We start from the raw sequence: 18,761 nt of genomic DNA, 5'->3' as shown, positions 1-18,761 counted from the left end.
CACCGGCTTAGTGCCTTGCGTAGGCCTGTCTGAGCCGCTTCCTTTGCCGGTGCAAGTATCCCAGAAGCACGGGCACTGCGAGGACGCAGACAATAATGTTGGTTTGCCAGATCCCCGGCACAAGAGGGTCGAGGCCGATGACGAAGTTGTGCAGCGCGTGGGAGAACACGATCGCTCCGATGGCACAGGTGCGGCGGTAGAGGAATACAGCGCCGATTGCCCAGAGCGCGAACAGGATGGATCCCCACCCGTAATACATGTGAAACGGTACTCGCAGGCAGGAGGCAACGATGCACACGACCGTCCAGGAGTAGCCGAGGCGGCGCAGTGCGATCACGGGCAGAGCCAGCAAGGCGAGTTCCTCACAGGGGCCGGCCATGGCCGAGTCGATCGCTCGCATCATCACAAGTGCATCAGTGGGGTACTCTCTCGGCGGATAGTCATAGGTCTCGAGGCCGACAATGGTCGAGACACCAGCAGCCGACAGCATCACCACCAGCGGTAAGGCGTGGTAGATGGGCACGGTGCGCAGTGATGTCTTCCAGGCGGCTGTCCGTGCGCTGGTGCGCGGAAGGAACCATATGATACCGAGCACCGCGGCTACGATCACGAGCGCATCGGGCACCAGGTTCGTCAGGAACACTCCGGCGGTGTATGGCCCTCTCGGGTAGTGCCCGTCATTGAGCAGCATGGTGAATGCCGCTTGTGTCGACGTCCCCCAGCCGAGTAGGTACACAAATACGATCAGTGCCCACGCAACCACGCGTTGCCTGGTGCGGCTCGGGCCTTTAGGCAGGGCCGTGATGCCGAGGCGGTCTGTGAGCAGATCCCGTTGGATCTCGGCGTCGACGCGTTTGGCCCACAGCTTCTTCCCGCGTCGACGCCGCGCCTTCTCACTGCCCGGCGATCGGGCCGCTACCTGGGTCACTGGGCTTCTTTGGGGTTCCAGTCGTGGGGGTTCTCTGGTTCGGCTCTTGCGGAGGGGGCGCGTTTGGCTTCTTCTTCGGCTCCGTCGATGATGAGTTCGACGAATTCTTCGGGACCGTATTCGTTGTCTTTGCGAGTCTTGAAGCCGAGATTGTTCGTCCACCAGCCGCCCCATGTCAGCGTCTGCGCGGCTTCGAGCACGGTGGGGAATTGATCGGCGTATTCTTCGTCGTTGGCGATCGTGTCGAGGACGGTGAAGCGGTCCTTGCGTGCCGACTCCACCAGCCCTGAGCTGATCTGCTTGTCGGTGCCGGTGAGTTCCGGTAGTCCGTGTTCGGCCTCAAAGGCTTCGGTGTCGAGCATGAGCTGTTTCAGAAAGGCTTCGGTGTCGTTCTCGCGCTCCGCATTGAAGCAGTTCTTGCAAACCAGGCCGTCATCGTTCTTCCCTGCCTTGGTTGCGAAGAAGTCTGACTCGGCCAATGACTTGCGCTTCGACGGGGCCACTCGTGACAGGTCACGCTTTTCGGTGTGGCCGCACTTGTACTTGACGGGAAAGACGGTCGGGATAGCCACTGGTGATCACTCCTATGGGTGGGCTGGCATTTCAGTGTCGTCGGGAGAGATGAGGTGTTGCGCGATGAACCAGTGCAGCCCACCGGGATAGTAGGCCGCAATCATCTCCTGCGCTGATTCCGGGTCAGCCGGCAACTTCCGCGCGGCCAGCCAGGATTGCGCACAGGTCAATGACTGTTGCGATAAATACTGTTCATCATCAGAACAATAATCAGCATTCATATAGGCCTCCCAACACTCATATGATACTGCAACTGTACATACTTTTATAGTGCTCTACTTAGTTTCTTTCGTGTTCGGGCACCCCGCGGCTTCTCTCCGTCGCGGAGGTGCGATCCCGGTACGATTCGGGCTTGTCCCACGTCGAAGTACCGTCATGGGCTAGTTCTTGTCCAGGAGTCGCACGGTTCTTACTGACCTGCTCGAGAACCGCCCGGGCCTGCGCATCGACTCCCCCGCGTTCCGGACTCCCACCGTCAGAGCCTGGTTGGTTGGTACTGAGGTTGAGTTTCGTGTTGACCTCTTCGAGCTTGGCTTTCAGTTCAGCAAGCTCACTCTCGTGTGCGAAAGGCTGCCCGACCTTGGGAGTCAGGGTAGCGATTTCGGCGGTACTCGTGGCTTCGAGCTGCTTGAGCTCGTCGCCGAGCTTCGGGAGAGCCTTGATGCGGTTTTCGAGGGAGACAACAACGTTCGGTGCCGATTCTTTGACAAGATCAGTCCAGGGATAGGCGACTTTCGTCTTATCCAAATCCGACCCGTCGAGCGTGAAGATCACTTGCGCATTCACCGCCGGTCCAGCGCTGACTCTCCACCCGATGTCGTGACCGTGCAGTTGCATGAGGCCGGCGCGTTCTTCGTTCGCCAGATGAAAAGCCGCTCGGCGGCCGTTTCCTGCGAGGTCAACGACGTCGCTGATGAGCGCAGCGGTCGCGTCGGTGCGCTTGTCGTAAGTCCGGCCATTGACGGTCGCGGTGAAGTCATCGGGAATGCGTGTGCGTTCGATCATCGAGGCAATCTCGGGTTGAGCTTCAACAGCGAATAGGTTCTGGTTCGTGGCGACATTGAGCTTGTGCTGGTTGGCCTGTTCCTGCCGGTCATGGGACCGCAACTGGCGCTGAAGTGTGTCCACTTCGGCTTCGAGTTCGACTTTCTCCAGGATCAGCGGGTTGCCTGAGGCCGCGCCCATGATGGTCTTGGCATCGAGTTCCATGTTGCCGGGGTCATCGAGTTCTCGAACGTCGATGCGTCCGCGCATGATCTGCTGGATGGGTGCCGCCTTGCGGGCAATGGTTCCCCACGCGGTGGAGTCGAACGAGTCGTCGGTGGCGTACCGGATGACGTGAACTTCGTCGTTGGCGTTGCCACGGCGGATGATGCGGCCCTCGCGCTGAGTGACCTCATCCGGTCGCCAGGGGCAGTCAACGTGATGGAGCGCCTTGGCGCGGAGCTGAATGTTCGCGCCTGTGCCCATGCGCTGCGTCGACCCGATGAGAACGTCGATCTCTCCGTTGCGGGCTTGACGGAACAGTTCGTTCTTCTGCCCGTCGTTCTTCGCTTCGTGAATGAAGCGGATCCGGTCGCGGTCCATTCCATGTTTGGCCGTCAGATCGGATTTGAGTTGATCGTAGAAGTTCCACTTCGTCGGGTTCGGAGTCGAGAGGTCACAGAACACGATTTGCAAGGCTCCGGGGTTCTCCGAATCGCCTGCCCCGGATTCGAGGGGGTAGATCGTGTCTTTGTTCTCGCGCCAGATTTCAGCGATGTTGGCTGCGACTTTGTCGACTTTGAGATATTCCCCTCCGGGGTCTTCGCCGACGAGTCGTGGGTCGAGGCCGGCTTTGCGGCCATCTCCGTAGACGGTCAGGTGATTGTCTTCGCCTTTCTCTGGGCGGCCGCCGGCGGCCGCGAGGCGGTCGAGGCGGGCCTCAAGCGATTCCATGTACCGTGCCAAGGTGTTCGACCGGGCAATGACTTCGATTTGAGGTCGGCGCTGCCCGTCGGAGTTGAGCACCATGTCGGGGACACCGAGGTTGAGATCTTCGGACATCTTCACGTCAGCGAATTGCTGCCAAGCTCCGAGCATTTCAGGCACGTTCTTGAACTTGGCGAACCGTTCTTTGAATACGAGCTGCCCGGCAGCATTACGTTCGGGCCGAGAGACTGTCTCCCCGAATGTCTTTGCCCAATCGTCGAACGCGCTCACGCCCGTCTTCTCCAACAGGTCAGGGCGGAGGTAGCGCATCATCACGTGCGCTTCGCTGATGGAGTTGGCGATCGGGGTTCCGGTAGCCATGGTCACGACTCGGGAGCCGTAGGTGTCACGGAGGTGCCCGATTTTCATCTCCATGTCAGTGGCTCGCTGAGAACCTTGGATGCTTGCACCGGGGATGGATGAGACGGTGTTGAGGTTCTTGAACAGGTGCGCCTCGTCGATTGCGAGATAGTCGATGCCCGTGTCGGTGATCGTCAGGCCGTCGACGTCTCTGCCGTCGAGAGCCTTTTCCAAGCGGGCTTCTTGCTTGGCGATGCGGTTCTCGATCTGCTTGACGGTGCCGGTGAATTTGGCTTCCGGGTCATCGCGCATGATCTCGTAGGCGTCGCGCAGCTCGGAGATGTTCTTATTCATGTAGGCCGTCAGGGTGGCATCGGTGACGTCGAGCTTCTCGAAGGCCGAATGCGTCATGATGATGCCGTCCCAGTTGTTGGCAGCTGCCTGGGCGACGAACTGGCGGCGAGCCGTCTTGTCACCTTTGACGACTTTCATGTCGTCAGCTCCGGCAGAGAGCAGCTTGGCCTGCGGATAGAGTTGCTGCCATTCGCGGGTGAACTGAGCGAGCATGTGTCCGGGCACCAAAACGGCAGGCTTGTTGATCAGGCCTCGGCGTTTGAGTTCCATGGCTCCCATGACCGTCGCGGCGGTTTTGCCGGCTCCGACTTGGTGGAAGAGTCCGACGGCTTGTTCGTTGACCATCCGGGCCACGGCGGTGCGCTGGTGTGGGTCTGGGGTGAAATCCGCGGCGAGACCCGGCAGGGTCAGACGTTCGCCTTCTTCGGTGTAGTCGCGGGCGACGAGGGAGTTGAACTGCCGGTTATAGGCGGCCGAGAGGCGTTCGGCTCGGTCGGTGTCTTCCCACACCCATTCGGAGAAGCGTTCGGCGATCGCGTCAGCTTTGTCTTTAGCTGCTTGGGTTTCAGTCTCGTTGGGAACGCGGCTCTTGTTGCCAAAGCCGTCATGGACGGTGTCTTCAACCTTGATTTCCGATGCAGAGACCAGGGACTCGAACAGGTCATGAGCTGGTCGCCGGTCTGTTCCCCATTCGGCGGTGGCTCGTGCTCCGGCCCGTCCGTTACGAGAGCCTTTGACCGTCCAATAGCCGGCGCCATGGTTTTCGACGGTGGCGTGAACGTCTCCGGTAAGTTCCTGGAGGAACTGTTCGTGATCTGCAGCCGGAATCCACACGGCCCCGACCTGCGCTTCGATATCCCCGATGGGGACGTCTTCGGGGATAACCGCTTCGAGGGCAGCGACGTTGACGTCCCAGCCAGCGTCGGGTTCTTCCTCCGCTTTGGCCAAGGCACGGTCGAGCTTGTCGCGGACATGCCCTGACAGGTACTCAGCACGGGTGATGATTTCTTCGGAGTCGGGATCGTCGAAGACGAGTGTGCCCAACTGGGTACGCGCGTCAGCGGGATCGGTGCCCAGACGAGCGGCGACCTGGTCGATGTCGGCACGGCCGGTGTCGTCGAGGACGAGAGCCAGCGCTTCTTCTGGAGTGTCAGCGCCGAGCAGGGGCCGATGGACCGAGACCGTGCGACGGGTGAGGATATCCGCTGGTGTGGCCTCTTGGGTGTCTTCATTGAAGTTCTCAGTAGCGGCCACCAGCGACCACATCGGGTCACGACGAGCAAACCGATTGACCGGGGGCGGTGTGCGCTTCTCAACGCGCACCGTCTCCCGCTCGCCGGTGAGCGGGTTGTCCTGTTCTTTCTCGACCCACTTGCTTGTGAACCGGTTGATCGGCCCGTATTTCTCGACGTGAGCTTCCCAGAGGGCACGGGCGTTTTCGCGCAGCTCGATCGAGGCGTCGGTGTCGGCGACGGTTGAGGCCTGGTCTTGGATGACCGCGCTCATGGCGTCGCGGATCCCCAGCAGGGATTTCAGTTCCGCCTGCCGTGACTTGGGAACATCGAACGGGCGCAGGGTCTGGGTCGGCGAGACCTGCTTGATCTCTCCGTTCTCAACGGTGAGTGTGCCAGCGGTGAGCTTCGTGGCGTGGGCGAGTTCTTCGCGACGTTCTGCTTGCGCTTCGGTGCTCAGCGGGACGTAGCCTCTGCCTTGAGCGTTGGCGTGGCCGATGATGGAGTCGAGGCGATCGCGCAGCTGGTCGGGAACGTCATCCAGTGAGGGCGCGGTGACCGTGAGCTGGTTGGAGAACTGTCCGCCGATGCCGTACTCGCCGAGGACATTCTCTGGGTGGGCGATGAAGTAGTCATTCGTCCGGGGACTCTTCACGATGCCTTGTGAGTCGGTGACCTCGATGTGGCTGGTCTTGACCCATTGCCTGGTCTCAGCGGTGGGTTCTTCGCCCTGGAGTCGTTTGCGGAAGACGAGAACGTCGGTGACCACGTCGGTGCCGGCGGTCCGTCGATGTGATCCCGACGGAAGCCGGACGGCCCCGAGGAAGTCAGTGTCTTTCGACATCTCGGCCCGGAATGCCGGGTTCTGTGTGTCCATCGAGTAGGAGCTGGTGAGCATCACCATGACGCCGCCCTCGTGGAGGCCGCCGGCGGCTTTACGCATGAAGTGGTTGTGCATGGAGAACCGGCGGTCGGGGTTCCATGTCGGGTCAGTGAGCTTGATGTCACCAAACGGGACGTTGCCGATCGCGGCGTCGTACTCCCCCGGGCGGATGAGCGTATGAGCGAATGACTCGGTGCGGACGTCAGCTTGAGGGTAAAGGTGACGGGCGATGGAGGCTGTCAGCGGGTCGAGTTCGACCCCGACCATAGTCATTGCTTCAGGCGCTGTGCCGATGTAGTTACCGGAGCCGGAGCCTGGCTCGAGGACACGGCCCTCGGAGATGCCCAACTTCTCAAGGCTGTCCCACATGGCCGTGACCAGGCGGGGGTCGGTGTAGTGGGCGTTGATCGTGGTGCGTTGCGCAGCGTCGTATTCCTCGTCGGTGAGGAGGTCGCGCAACTCTGCGCGCTCTGCGGCCCAATTGTCTTTCCGGGAGTCGAAGACGTCGGCCACCGCTCCCCAGGACGACCACGCGGCCAGGGTTTCCTGCTCAGGGCGTGTGGCCGGACGGGCTTCGGCTTCGAGGGTCCGGACGGTGCGGATGGCCTCAATATTGGCCCTGTAGCGGCTTTTCGCCCCCGAGGGTGCGTACTGGTCGCTGGACTGCAGGCGGAACGCTTCTGCGGTCTCCTGTGGCCTTTCAGCGAATGTTTCTGTGGCTTCTGGGGTCAGTTCTCCAGGGGCTGGCCGGTCTCGTCGACCTCCGCCGGGAATCTGTCGAGCACGATCTCCTGCCACGCGATCTCGGCTGCCCGGTTCACGTTCGCTCGGTGCTGACCGATGATCGTCAGCGGATCCTCGCTCTTGGGTTCCGGTGGCATTGCCTCGATCAGATCCAGTTCCGCGTTCTGCAGCTCCTGGAGCAAGGAATGAAAATAGGTCTCCGGGTCCTGAATCGTGCTGTACTTCTTCGGAGCGAACTTCTGCACGTACTCCTGCACGTCGTTCGTCGTTCTCATTGGACTGGTCCTCTCCTGGTGTGAGCTCACGGTCCTCGGATTCGATGTCCATGAGCGCGTCGAAAATGTCTAGCTGGCCCTCTGTGGGGGTATTTTTACGTCCGCGTGCCATGCCCCCACGTTAGCGAGAAACAGGGAACCATGGCGGTATGCGTCACATCTCTGTGGCGTCTGAGGGAACAGCCGGCATCCCAACACTTGCCAAAGCCGTGGACCATAGGTGCCACGCGAGGCCATCCCCCTCGTACTCAATGGGGTTAGTGACATGCCCATTCTCCAAGCTGTAGTCGGGGTCAGCTTCAACCTGAACACTCACCAGTTCACTCCGCAGTCCGGGAACGTTCAACGTGGCGGCGAGAACAGCGGCGGCGAACCGTTCAGCATACGCGCGGTAGCTTTCGGCATACCTGCGATACACGCTTTCACGCTGTTCGTCACTGTCTTCCGCACCCATAGTGGCTTCACTGTAGGGAAGCAGACTGCCCTCGCCCCGGGAGTCTTGCCAGGCATCGTCGACAAGCTGCTCGATGTTGAGCGGCACGATAACTCGTTCAGTACGGAACTGGACGAGATCGGCACGGTAATGCTCGAAGTGGAAAGGGTCGGGGTCAATAGGGTCGGTGCCGACGCAGCTGCGCAGAAGACCATCGAGTTGGTCCGCTTCCGGCGATTCGGAGAGAGCCGACAGGGTGTCATCAACGGACCCAACATTGGCCAGGGTTGCCCGTAGTGCCGAGTACACGAAACCGGCAAAATCGAGCTGCCTACGTTCGGGGTGGTCGAGGCGCACGGCAGCGGTAAGAGCATCAACGGTCTGGTTCCAGAGTCGCTCGTACTCGGTCCAGTATGCGTCAACTGCGGGGTTGTCCGTCATGTGTCTGCGCCTTTCGATTGGAGCTTGACGATCTTGTCGGGTCTGAATCCAGACCAGTGATTGTCCTCATCAATAATGACAATGGGAGCCTGCCTATAACCCAGGTCTTCCATCACCCACGCGCGAGCCGACTCGTTCTCAGGCAAGGACAGGTCGTGTTCGACCCAGTCCTCTCCTTCGACCAGTCCCCTCCCGGCTATGGCGGTCTTCGTCGACCGGCACTGAGCGCAATTGGGAAGACTGTAGATGTCAATCATGGTCCCGGCCTTTCAATACTGCAGTATTGCAAGCTTTATTGCTTGTTGAATGTCTTCTCGAGTGCGTACCAGATGGCTTCCTGGATCTTGAGCCCATGCCGGAACTTCAACTCGTTGAGAAGTTCCTCGTGGTCTCGCGTCATCCGTGTCGTCTTCGTCTGGGTCCACTCGAGGTCATGAGGAATGTCGTAGGTGGGCTTAGCGCTTGGTCGGGGGCTGCTCGTCTGCTGAGCTGGGGCATCAGCGACTGCGCCGACCGGAGGTTCGGCAGGTGCTGGGCGTGCTTTGCGGGAGCGGGGCGGGAGGTCAGTCATCGTGGTGTGGCGTCCTTTCCAGGATCGTGGTGAGCAATTGATCGTATGCGTTGACGACGATATCGGCGCGCTCGTAACCGGCACTGCCGTACCACTCACCTTTGAAGCGTGATTGGCGGACGGCTTCTCTCTTAGGAACGAACGGGGTGAGGCCGATGCCTTGCTCGAGCACGTAGTCGATAGAGCGTTTCTCAACTTTCGGTTGGATTGTGTCGGAGACTGAAGTCAGGATGACTCCCAGCTCCAGAGGAATCAGAGAACTGCCGCGAAGCTGCTGTGATCGCGCAAAAGCCGCAAGCGTCTCGGATGCCCCGTCAATGCCGTCAACGCCGTCCTCGCTGGCCGTGGCAGCGTAAATCACGGCGTCGGAGGCCATCAGCGCGTTCATGGGCAGTAGACCTCCCTGCCGGTTGGGTGCGTCGATGACGACGAAATCGGCAGTGGTGCCACGGAGGGCAGCGCGCAGGCGCACCTCACCACCGTCTGGTCGCTCGGCTTCTCTGTGGGCAACGGATCGGTCCGAGGGGATGATCCGGAGATTGTCGTGCCACGTAGTGGGGAGTGCGAGTTCTTCTCCCCAGCCTTCCGGGGCGGGGTCGGCGAGGATCGCGCCGACGTGCATTCCCTCGTCCTTGGGAGCTGCGCCGATCCACTTGGTGCTTGCGGCTCGCGGATCGAGGTCGACAAGGATCGTGTTCAGTCCTCGGATTGCGCCGAGCATGGCGAGCGAGACTGCCGAGGTGGTCTTGCCGACCCCTCCGGTCTCGTTCCACAGCGTGATTGTTTGTGTCATGCTGTCACCTTCCTATGTATGTAAATAATACAATACAGCAATACGCCAATATTGCAAGCAATATTTCCAGGTGGACTGAGGATCTTTCCCGTCGTCGCTTTTGGTCTCTTGGCTAACGCATCCTGTGCAATGGTCACGAAGCCGGCGCAGGAACGATGTTCAAGCGGCTAAGGATCACTTCCCGCACTTCGTCATGCATCTCCTCGACGAACTTTGGCTTAAGCACGCGGCCGAGGCTTCCCATCTCGGCGATCGTGAACCCGACACCAATCAGAGTCAGCACACCGATGAGGACAAGGCCGAGCTGCGTCTGCCCATCTGTAACGTCCCAGACGCTCATGACTTCGGTGATGATGCCGGATGCGAACAGCAACAGGAGAGGCATGTAGGAATCCGTGAAGCGGTGCAGCCAGGTCCGACGGATGCCGGCGAGCCACTTATCCTGCATCGCGTTGTCTAAGAATGTGAAAAGAAGCAGTGCCCCAGCAGCTGCAAAAGCCCAGTACGGGTTCGAATCTTTCATCAGTAAGCCGGTCAGACTTGCACAGACTGGAGTCAGAAGGATTGGAATTGGTGCCACCCAAAGCCACTTCCGATAGGGATTCTTCGTTCGGGCTGGGACCGAAGCAGAAATAATGCACCGTGGAGGACTCGGAGACGGTGGGGGAGTGCTGGTCAGTGTGTAGGTCGGCATGGATGCCTCTCGGTTTCGAGGATACGAAATGGTCTACTTACAGAATTTACGTTGCCTTCTCAGCCGGCGGATCTTCTCCAATGCGGCTTGCTTCTCGGCCTGACCCTCGGGTGTGGCAAGTTCGGCCTTCTTCCGCTGCCATTCTTCCTCTCTGGCACGCTGTTGCGCGGCCAGCAGGGCCTTTGCAGTCTTCGCTCGGCGCTGTCGTTTCTGAGTAGGCGACTCAATGACTGTGCCGTTGTCTCGCCAAGCGTTGAGTCGCCAGTTCACCCAATGCCCGAGGCGAGCCGCTGGGATGCCGTCGGCTCCCGAATAGGGCACCCAACGACCATCGACCAGCTGCCCTTGCGCTCGACCGTCCGGCAGGGCATCGAGCGCTGCAATGAGGTCTCGGACCGTCCATCCGACAGCGAAGAAGTCTTTCGCGAGGAACCTCAGATGCCTGTCTGAGAGCTTTCCGAGGGCTGGGACTCGACGTGCCCACTCACGGGCGGCGAGAACACTCTCGTCTTTGCTGCCTGGCGTTACGTGACCAGGCCAGGGAGGCAACGTCCGATCTGCTGGAACGGTGTACGGGCGGCCGTTGGCCGCCTCGGTTGATTTGGGCCGCGAAGCGGCTCCTGTAGGAGTTCTTGCCTCGCGTGCGCGTGCAGGGAATTCCTTATAGCCACTTACGGTGGGAGGGGTCTCATTTATATCCACAATGGTGTTGTCGACGGGTTGGGTGAGTGCGTAGACCGGGGCGTCGTTGATGAAAGCATCGTCGCCTCTCCAGCCGGCGGCCTGTTTGGCTGCGGCGCTCCGGCCGGCGGCGACTCGGCCGATCCAGCCGGCTTCGTGGAGGGCGAGCAGGTGGCGGGCGACGGTGGCGCGGGACATGCCTGTGCGTTCGGAGATTGTGGCCCAGGTGAGTGTGTTCGTCGTCAGTGTTTTCCAGTCGGCGTTGAAGCCGATGATACGCGCGAGCCGGCGGCGGTTCTCGCGACCGTCTGAGCGCATATCGAGGTCGTTGATCCACTCGTCGACGGCACGTAACCATGTTGCCTGTGAGGTCGCGAGGGTGGCCTGCATGTGCAGGAGAGCGCGACCGCGATGGAGCGCGGAGGTCTCCTGTGTGCGGGAGGGACGCCGGACCCTCATGGAGGGGTTCGTGCGCCAGTCTGGACGAATCTGCAGGGCTGTTGCACCCTCAGTGGTGTGAGTTTTATCAGGACACGCGCCGACACCATTGCTTCTGGTTTCGGGTGTGGGGTATCCTGAACTCGTCTTTTGGATCAAGAACGAGTCCTTTCGGATTCAATCGAGCGCCAACTCGATCGGTTATTTACTTAGAAAAAGCCGCCCGCGCCAACGGGTGGCTTTTTTTGTGTGTCAGGCGATGTTGTCTAGGGGAAACGCCTCCTCCGCCGGGTGCTCTTGCTCGACCCACGTCGGTACACCGTCAACGGTGAGTTCGATGTGGTCAAGAATGAGGTTCAAGGCAACGGCCTGTGAGCAGTCCAGCCGCGTGGCTGTGCGCTCGATGATCGCCTTGAGGTCGGGGTCAACTCGATGGCTCGCTACGGGCCAGTGCTTTGCAACACCACGTTCGTTGCGCAGTGCGGGCATTTTCTGATTCCGCAAGGTTCCCATAACGATCACAGTAGTATCTAGCGCTAGCGCGAGCGGTGTGACACGCCGAGCCTCGGAATGGGTCTGGAAACCCGGATCAGTTCGCTTGTCCTCGCACAGCCGCCACGAGGACTTCCAGGCGTACGTCGATTTCGGGGCTGTTGGCGGAGTAGCGCACGCGTTGGCCACTTTTACGCGTTTCTGGGGGTGGGTCAGAACGGACGAGACCGAGCCGTTCGAGGGTCCGCAGATGCGTTTGGACTGTCTTTTCTGCTGAGTCGATTCGAGCGGCAAGCTCTCCGCGCGTGGCGGGGCCGTGCTGACGCAACTCGCCAAGAATCGCGACACGGACGCGGTTTCCGAATGCTTCAATGGCAGCCTCCACTGACTCTGAGTGTGCGGGGCGCGCATATTTTGGCATGTGTCCCATCTTGCCTGAATCTGTGCGCCGTTTCTCCTTGATCAACTCTAGCGGATCATTAACTGATCCGCTAGAGTTGATTGTGTTGCGTGGTGGCAACGAGCAAAATGAGCGGGGTCGGACACATTGGCAGATGTGTCCGACCCCGCTCTAGTGCGTCCGCCTTGCGCCTACAGCTTCACGTTGAGGTGCTTCGCGGTGTCTTTGAGGACCGTGCGGATCCGTGCCGGGTTGAGCGTGTACCGGACTGCGCGGCCGCGTCGCTCTGTTGGGGCGAGGTCACCGTGGATGAATCCGAGGTCTTCGAGGTCTCGGAGCATCCGGGAGAGCGTGGTTGCTTTGATTCCAGTCTTCTCAGCGATCGTCGATGAGAACACACCGGCATCTTGTTGGCTGAGGAACTGCATGATGATGAGGCGTTCCTTGGATGAGGTGAGGCTGCGGACGGAATGTAGCCATTCGTCGGTGGGCATTAATCCTGCTTTCGTGGTGGCGGACGGGGGTTCAGAGAGCATCCACGATGGATGCTCCGATTTCCAGGAAGGCCTGGCGCGTAGCGGGGCGGAGTTCGTCGAGTGAGATGAGATCGCCCTTGCCGATTTCAGCGTCGAAAGGGACGATGTGGACGTCGCGGCATAGGTGCTGCAGCGTTTCGATGATGGCGTCTCTATCCACGTCCTTGCTGGTGGCTCCGGTATCGGTGAGGACTACGATAGCGTTCTCGGCCAGGTTCTTGTAGGCACCGTCGTGGGCTTCGTGGAGCCAGGTCAGGGTGCGTTGTGCTCGCTTGGCTCCAGTCACGGCCCACCCTGAAGCCACGACGATCTGATCGGCTCGTTCAAGGATGCCTTTCATCGCCGGATGGGTGACTCCGGTGCCACAGTCGGTGAGCGTGATCGGGTAGAACCGGTCGACGGTGTCGCGGACGGCATGGTATTGATCGGCGGTGAGTGATTCCGACACGTCGGGATCTTGCTCTCCAGCGATGAAGTGCAGCCGCCCTGATGTCTGCGTGTAGCGGTTGAGGTCGGTGAGGTTGTCGATCTGGTTAGCGTCGAGGGCAGAGACCAGATCGGTGATGGTCCGGGGACTGGTTGATTCGACCTGGTCATGGCCGAGCAGTCGGTCAGCGAGATCCCCGGCATCGGGGTTGGTATCAATCGCAAGGACCGAGTCAGGACGGTATTCAGCCAGCGTGAGTCCGACCCCGCTTGTCGTCGACGTCTTCGAGATTCCACCTTTAAGACACATATAAACGATGTTGCGAGTGCCTGAGATTGGTTTCGCGACTCGACCGTGAAGCTCTCGTCGGTGGATTTCGCGGCGGCTGGGACCGGTGTTGAGGAGTCCTCCGGTGGCTTTGTAAACGACGCCGCGGAATCCTTCGGCAGGCACGTCTTTTGCCTCTTTGACAAAGCTGCGCCCAATTGGGGCCTCAACGGCACGAGCGCCTGCGGCGGCCGGGCTACCGTCGCCAAGAATGAGTCCAGAACTCGGAGAGTGGTCGGCCGGCGCCTGGAAAACAGTCTCCTGCAGGGGTTGTTCAACGGGTTCGTGTGAGGGCATTACAGATGCCGCCTGCGGCGGCGGTGCTGACGGCCTCGGGGGAGTGGCGGACACGGTCTGCGGGGCCGTGTCCACGGTGCTGTCAGTTGCGGGGGCATCTTCAGCACGGTGCATGATCGGTTCCTCCTGTGGTGGTGCATCGAGTTCGTTGATGGTCCCGTTGGGCTGGACCTCGAGGATCACGGTTCCCTCGGTGGCCGTCGTGACCGAGGCGTTCAGGATCCGCCCGTTCGTTTGAGCATGGTTGGTGAGAATGGTGATGACCTGGCTGCGGGCCTCGGACAGAGAGTCCGCAGTGATCCTGCGCGTCCCGGTCGGGAGCTGGATGTGCCCGTTACCGTCGGTGTCGAGCTCGATGGCGATCATGGTGTTGTTTCCTCTTCCTGGCGGGGTGCGCGGTAAAGAATGGATTGGTCGACTTTCTCTGCAAGAACATAGGCCGCGTCGGTGGCCACAGCAGCCGGAGGTGGATCGTCCGGGGCAAGTGGCTCCCACGCGGATGGAACGACTTTGTTGCCGCTGACTTTCAGGTCAAGTGGTCCGTCCTGGTTGGTGGTGTAGACGTGGTTTCCGTCGAGAACAGCGTCCCTGGATGCCACGTCAAGGTCGACGATCTTGGGCTTGTCCCCGTCGTAGCGAATGAAGTAGGAACCAGCGAGTGCGGTGCCAGCCGTCTCGTCGACCTGCGGGAGTTCTTCGACGCGGGGGGCACGCCCGTCGATCGTGGCGAGGACCTTGCCCTTCTCGGTATCGACTAAGGCCGTCGTCTCTTTTTTGTCAGCCTTCCACGTCACGACCGCGCGTGTCGGAGTCAGACCAATGGCCGAGGTGGGAGCACCTTTGGTGCCTTTCGGTCGCTCGAAATCGGTCGTGGTCGAGGTCGCCTTGGACGTGAACGCTGTCTTAGCGATGCTGTTGTCACCCACGGAGACGATGATGTCGTTTCCTGCAGCCACAGGGTGCGTGCCAGGTGGAACGGAGACGCGTTGGACCCCGTTCTCGGCAGGCACGGCGACGGTGTAGTCGCCGAGGTCGATGAGCGGAGCTGAGCCTGCATAGGTGACGTCGGCCTGCGCGTTGAGGTCGACCTCGACGGCCGGAACGTTGCTCTTGTCATCGAGGTCAAGGGGCCACAGGGTCAGCGCACGGCCGGTTGCCGACGCGAGGACTGGCCGGTCAGTCCACGTGGTCTCGACAATCGGTGTGGTTCCATTCGGCACCGTCGAGGATGACCACACGGTTTGAGCGCGCTTCGTCTCATGAATCTCGAGGCGATCGTCGGGTGTCGTCAGAAGCACCTGGCCGTTGTTCATGACGACGGGCGGTCGGCCATCGGCGACAGGGAGGGACCAGTCGGCGGTGCTGCCGAAACCAGGTGGGAGCCCGATGGGGATAGCGGCATGTTCGCCAGGGATCGGCGGAGGTGCCGCCGCCACAGGTTCAGTGTTGGCGGCCTTGATGGCCTTGCCGACAGCGACGCCGCCTCCGGCGAGAAGAACGAGAGTGAGAACGGCGGCCCCAATAATGAGACCGCGTTTGCGCCTTGACGGCTTGGTCGGCTCGTCTGAGGGCGTGATGTCCTCTGCGTCGCCCTCGGAGTTGACGATCATCAGGTGAGTGTCGTCCGGGGTCACCACTCGGACACGTACCGCGTCCAGGCCGGCGTCGCTCGCTTTGCGAGCGACTGCCTGTAAGCCTGCCTCGGTCAGCTCCTGACCGACGGCGGGTTCGACGATGACTTTGTCCAGCAGAACCGTGTCCCCGTCGTATTCGAGTGCGTAGACGGGGAACGGGGGGACGTCTTCAGGATTCAGTGTGCTCATTTGTCCAGTCCGTAGTATTCCCAGTGCCAGGCTTCAGCGTTCTTCTGCCCCTCACGTGCCCATTCCGGGTGCTGCCACCCGTACTTACCGGCATTGTCTTTCATCCACTTGTGCTGAGGCGTGCCGAAACGGTTGATTCCGGTTCCGTAGTCAACGGCCAGCGCCCAACCATGGTTTGATTTACCGGGTGTGGCCGCCATGCCCGGCGGTTTGGTCTTGTAGAGGTATTCCTGTTCCTCATAGTCACGGTAGGCATCGGTAATGCCCATGTCGGTACCGAACTTCTTTTTGAAGTCGTTGTTCATTTTGATCAATGAGTCCGTGGCATCGGAACGCAGATACTCATCCTTAGCCCAAGGGATTGCTTTGAGCTCGTCGGTGGGGATGCGGCCGTTGTCGTGTCCACCCCACGGTCCGGGCTTGTTCTTCCCGCCCTTGGGCGCATCGTCACCGCCGCCTGCGGGGCATTCGTCGGGCAGGTCAACGCTTCCGCCGCCCTTGGCCTCACCGGGGTCGCCATCGTCACTAGCGTTGAAGGAAATGTGCACGTGGTCCTTGTGGTTCTGAGTGTCGGACCCACGGTCATCCATGCCTCGCCACTTCGTCTCTCCACGGTCGACGTTCATGATCCGCTGGTACCAGATGAGGTACTTAACGTTGAGTTCCTTGTGGTTGTCGATGACGTACTTGGCGACCTCATCGCCTTGCTTCTTACCTTTACCGTCGAGGGGGACCATGACGTCGATCGCCAGGCCAGCAGGGTGACCGTTCGGGTCTCGTGAGCCACTGGAGCGGTATCCTCCAATGTCGGTGATCCCGAATTCTTCCGAGATGACCTCGGCGGCTTCCTGCACGTGCGGTTTGACCGGTCCGAGGTTGAGATCGCTGTTCTTCTGCGGTCGGACGACATCACCGCCGGCCTGTGCGTCGACGCCTTTCGGCTGTCCGCCGACGTTGGTCTTCTTAATATCGAGGCCGCCCCACCGTTTCGCCCACTTCGTGATCTTGGGAATGTATGTATTGCGGGTGGAGTCCGGAATGTCCGGGTAGCTCTCCACTCGCCCGAAGCCGGCGTTGTGCGCGACCAGCAGTAGCTCGAGGTCCGAGGCTTCCGCCGCACCGGAATCGGGGTTGTCCTTCTTGAACTTGTGAATCTGGTCGATCTGCTCGTCCCAGAGCTTCGCCGCGTACTCGGCGTGAATCAGTGGATCTTCAATATCCGGCGTGCCGTTGCCGTCTTCGTCAGCGTTCCAATCGTGCCCATAGATGTGCTTCCAATTGGCGTTGTTGATCTGCGTCAGACCCTTTGTGCCGCCGTTGGAGTCACCCACTGCCGCTGCCGGGTCGAATCCAGACTCCGCGAACATGTCTGCCGCGACGAACGCGACAGAGTAGCGATACTTACCCGAGTTCGCGGCCTTCTCCGCCCATGGGACTGCCTTTTCCGGGATCTGATCGGCACCGTTGCCGATGGCATCGTCTTTGAGTCCAGGGTCGGACGGTCCAGGCTCGGCCCCGTCTGCGCAGCCGCCACCGCTGAAGAGGATGACGACGAGCAGGGGGATGACGAGGATGATCGCGATGACTCCGACGACGGCTTTCTTCATCAGTCGTACTTTCCCGATCCTGGGGACTGTATTTCGTCGACGACGTATGCCCCGCCGGAATCGCCCTCGAGGACAAGGATCACCGTAAACTGGCCGATGCTCGTGTCGACGAAGTAACGCAGCCCCTTGGCATCGTCAGACACCAGCTGTGGGGTGCCGGTCACGTTCCCATCAGGAATGTTCTTGATATTTGCATCCTCATAAAGGTACTGAGCCTCCAAGCTCAGATGCGGTTCGAGTGCCGCGAACCATTCGTCAGATGAACGTTTGGTGTCGAAATATTCTGTCATCACCGTTGTCACAGTCTTCGCGGCATCGTCATACGCACTCTGACGTGCGGCGGGAGTCGTGGGCGGCTCAGTCACAGAGACGGTGGGTGTCGACGATGCGGGATCCTGTGATTTCCCTGCGTCAGTGCATCCCGTTATCGTAAGTCCGAGTGTGAGGATAACCACAACAGTGGTTGCCTGCCTGTTCCAGTATGTGCGCATGGTGCAACAGTACGCGGAAAGCGCCTCAACCGTCAATAGTTTAAACATGAATGAACGTACCAAAAGAACGCGCAGTATCTATTGACACTAGGCCGCGTTCCCGTAGACTGGGACTGGAAGTCGACTAGAGAAATCAGGTTCGAATGACCAGCAATCCGTTCATTCCGCAGCCGGCGGAAGCGCCACCGCAGGAGGTGGATGTCGCCGACGATCTGTTCGGTGACCGCATCACCATGAGTGGACCGGAAACCCCTGAGGCCATCAACGCGACTGCTCCTGCAACGGAGCCGTGGACTCGTCAAGAGGTCACCGATTGGGCACCGGTTGTTGTCATGGGCCTCCACGGCGGGGCCGGAACTTCGACGGTGGCGAGCTTCTTCGGAGACCAGGCCACAGACGTGGGACTCGGTTGGCCGATCGCGGGAGGTTGGACACGACCGAGGCCCGAACTCAACGTGGTGGCCGTCTGCCGTAATCACCGCGCAGGCATTGAAGCGGGGATGGAATTCGCCAAACAGTGGGCGAGTGGGTCACTGCAAGATTCACGCCTCCTCGGGATCGTGATCGTCGATGACGGCCCGAAACTGCTGGAGGCACAGAAGAAGGCGACGAAACGACTTGGGCAGATGACTCCACACGGTTGGCATGTGCCCTGGATCGAGGAATGGCGGATCAGCCCTCCCGATACTCAGCGGCTCCCGCGCCGCATCAAGCAGACCATGAAGAAGATCCTGTCGCTGACAGAAACTAAGGAGAAGAAGTAATGTTCGACCTCATCGCCTCGAGCGCTGACACGATTGCAGCTCTGCCAAACCCCAACCCGGAGCAGCCTCCCGGCACAGATGGGTTCACAACACTGCTGAACTGGATTGCCTGGGGCGTGATCGTCCTCGGTTTGGCAGGGTTCCTCGCCTCCGCCGGCTACCTGGCGTTCGCCTCGTTCACCGGCCGCGAGATCAACGGATTCAAGGGCCTGGTCATCTGCATCATCGTCTGTATTCTCGCCACGGCCGCCGGAACGATCATCGCAGTATTCGTATAAGCAGAGCC

General features: G+C 60.4%; 19 protein-coding genes. 2 read left to right on the top strand and 17 right to left on the bottom strand.

All coding sequences use genetic code 11. The features are described from left to right. Positions 1-7 precede the first annotated feature (7 nt). The 17 genes from L1F31_RS18850 to L1F31_RS18775 all read right to left on the bottom strand — a co-directional run bounded on the left by L1F31_RS18850 (position 8) and on the right by L1F31_RS18775 (position 17,585). The gene (locus L1F31_RS18850) at positions 8-928 is read right to left on the bottom strand and encodes a CPBP family intramembrane glutamic endopeptidase (protein ID WP_265420521.1); all 921 of its coding nucleotides are present in this window, start codon (positions 926-928) and stop codon (positions 8-10) included. Continuing rightward, positions 925-1,500, bottom strand: a complete 576-nt coding sequence (locus tag L1F31_RS18845; protein ID WP_265420520.1) for a hypothetical protein — start codon at positions 1,498-1,500, stop codon at positions 925-927. The genes L1F31_RS18850 and L1F31_RS18845 overlap by 4 nt, the downstream gene beginning before the upstream one ends. A 12-nt stretch (positions 1,501-1,512) precedes the next feature. Beyond that, entirely contained in the window at positions 1,513-1,722 is a 210-nt protein-coding gene (locus L1F31_RS18840; RefSeq protein WP_265420519.1) for a hypothetical protein, read from the bottom strand. Between the two features lie 58 nt (positions 1,723-1,780). Next, positions 1,781-7,372, bottom strand: coding sequence for a helicase-related protein (locus L1F31_RS18835; protein ID WP_265420518.1), 5,592 nt, complete (start codon positions 7,370-7,372; stop codon positions 1,781-1,783). A 42-nt stretch (positions 7,373-7,414) separates the two neighbouring features. After that, on the bottom strand, positions 7,415-8,134 hold the full coding sequence (locus tag L1F31_RS18830) for a hypothetical protein (protein ID WP_265420517.1): 720 nt from the start codon (positions 8,132-8,134) through the stop codon (positions 7,415-7,417). Continuing rightward, positions 8,131-8,391: a glutaredoxin domain-containing protein gene (locus tag L1F31_RS18825; protein ID WP_265420516.1), complete on the bottom strand. Its 261-nt coding sequence runs from the start codon at positions 8,389-8,391 to the stop codon at positions 8,131-8,133. Before L1F31_RS18825 ends, L1F31_RS18830 begins: the two co-directional genes overlap by 4 nt. Positions 8,392-8,426: 35 nt before the next feature. Continuing rightward, positions 8,427-8,705, bottom strand: a complete 279-nt coding sequence (locus L1F31_RS18820) for a hypothetical protein (RefSeq protein WP_265420515.1) — start codon at positions 8,703-8,705, stop codon at positions 8,427-8,429. Further along, positions 8,698-9,498, bottom strand: coding sequence for a ParA family protein (locus L1F31_RS18815; RefSeq protein WP_265420514.1), 801 nt, complete (start codon positions 9,496-9,498; stop codon positions 8,698-8,700). The genes L1F31_RS18820 and L1F31_RS18815 overlap by 8 nt, the downstream gene beginning before the upstream one ends. A gap of 133 nt (positions 9,499-9,631) precedes the next feature. After that, a complete protein-coding gene (locus L1F31_RS18810) occupies positions 9,632-10,021 on the bottom strand; it encodes a hypothetical protein (RefSeq protein ID WP_265420513.1) in 390 nt (129 codons plus the stop codon). Positions 10,022-10,225: 204 nt separating this feature from the next. After that, complete coding sequence (locus tag L1F31_RS18805; RefSeq protein WP_265420512.1) at positions 10,226-11,263, bottom strand: helix-turn-helix domain-containing protein; 1,038 nt, start codon at positions 11,261-11,263, stop codon at positions 10,226-10,228. Positions 11,264-11,563: 300 nt separating this feature from the next. Beyond that, positions 11,564-11,824, bottom strand: a complete 261-nt coding sequence (locus L1F31_RS18800; protein WP_265420511.1) for a hypothetical protein — start codon at positions 11,822-11,824, stop codon at positions 11,564-11,566. A 76-nt stretch (positions 11,825-11,900) separates the two neighbouring features. Continuing rightward, positions 11,901-12,224, bottom strand: coding sequence for an ArsR/SmtB family transcription factor (locus L1F31_RS19065; protein WP_429860977.1), 324 nt, complete (start codon positions 12,222-12,224; stop codon positions 11,901-11,903). Between the two features lie 170 nt (positions 12,225-12,394). Further along, complete coding sequence (locus L1F31_RS18795; RefSeq protein WP_265420510.1) at positions 12,395-12,739, bottom strand: ArsR/SmtB family transcription factor; 345 nt, start codon at positions 12,737-12,739, stop codon at positions 12,395-12,397. After that, positions 12,729-14,156, bottom strand: coding sequence for a MinD/ParA family ATP-binding protein (locus L1F31_RS18790; protein WP_265420509.1), 1,428 nt, complete (start codon positions 14,154-14,156; stop codon positions 12,729-12,731). Before L1F31_RS18790 ends, L1F31_RS18795 begins: the two co-directional genes overlap by 11 nt. Then, positions 14,153-15,613 (bottom strand): hypothetical protein, encoded by a 1,461-nt coding sequence (locus L1F31_RS18785; protein WP_265420508.1) that lies wholly within the window; start codon positions 15,611-15,613, stop codon positions 14,153-14,155. The genes L1F31_RS18790 and L1F31_RS18785 overlap by 4 nt, the downstream gene beginning before the upstream one ends. Then, entirely contained in the window at positions 15,610-17,220 is a 1,611-nt protein-coding gene (locus L1F31_RS18780; protein ID WP_265420507.1) for a VldE C-terminal domain-containing protein, read from the bottom strand. Before L1F31_RS18780 ends, L1F31_RS18785 begins: the two co-directional genes overlap by 4 nt. Then, complete coding sequence (locus L1F31_RS18775; RefSeq protein WP_265420506.1) at positions 17,220-17,585, bottom strand: hypothetical protein; 366 nt, start codon at positions 17,583-17,585, stop codon at positions 17,220-17,222. Before L1F31_RS18775 ends, L1F31_RS18780 begins: the two co-directional genes overlap by 1 nt. A 269-nt stretch (positions 17,586-17,854) precedes the next feature. Here L1F31_RS18775 and L1F31_RS18770 point away from each other — a divergent pair, with 269 nt between their 5' ends. Together L1F31_RS18770 and L1F31_RS18765 are read left to right on the top strand one after the other, a co-directional pair. Then, entirely contained in the window at positions 17,855-18,475 is a 621-nt protein-coding gene (locus L1F31_RS18770; RefSeq protein ID WP_265420505.1) for a DUF6668 family protein, read from the top strand. Next, positions 18,475-18,753 (top strand): hypothetical protein, encoded by a 279-nt coding sequence (locus L1F31_RS18765; RefSeq protein WP_181276464.1) that lies wholly within the window; start codon positions 18,475-18,477, stop codon positions 18,751-18,753. The genes L1F31_RS18770 and L1F31_RS18765 overlap by 1 nt, the downstream gene beginning before the upstream one ends. Positions 18,754-18,761 lie beyond the last annotated feature (8 nt).

It is taken from the genome of Brevibacterium spongiae (assembly GCF_026168515.1).
GTDB lineage: Bacteria > Actinomycetota > Actinomycetes > Actinomycetales > Brevibacteriaceae > Brevibacterium > Brevibacterium spongiae.
This window is presented reverse-complemented; position numbering and strand designations above follow the sequence as displayed.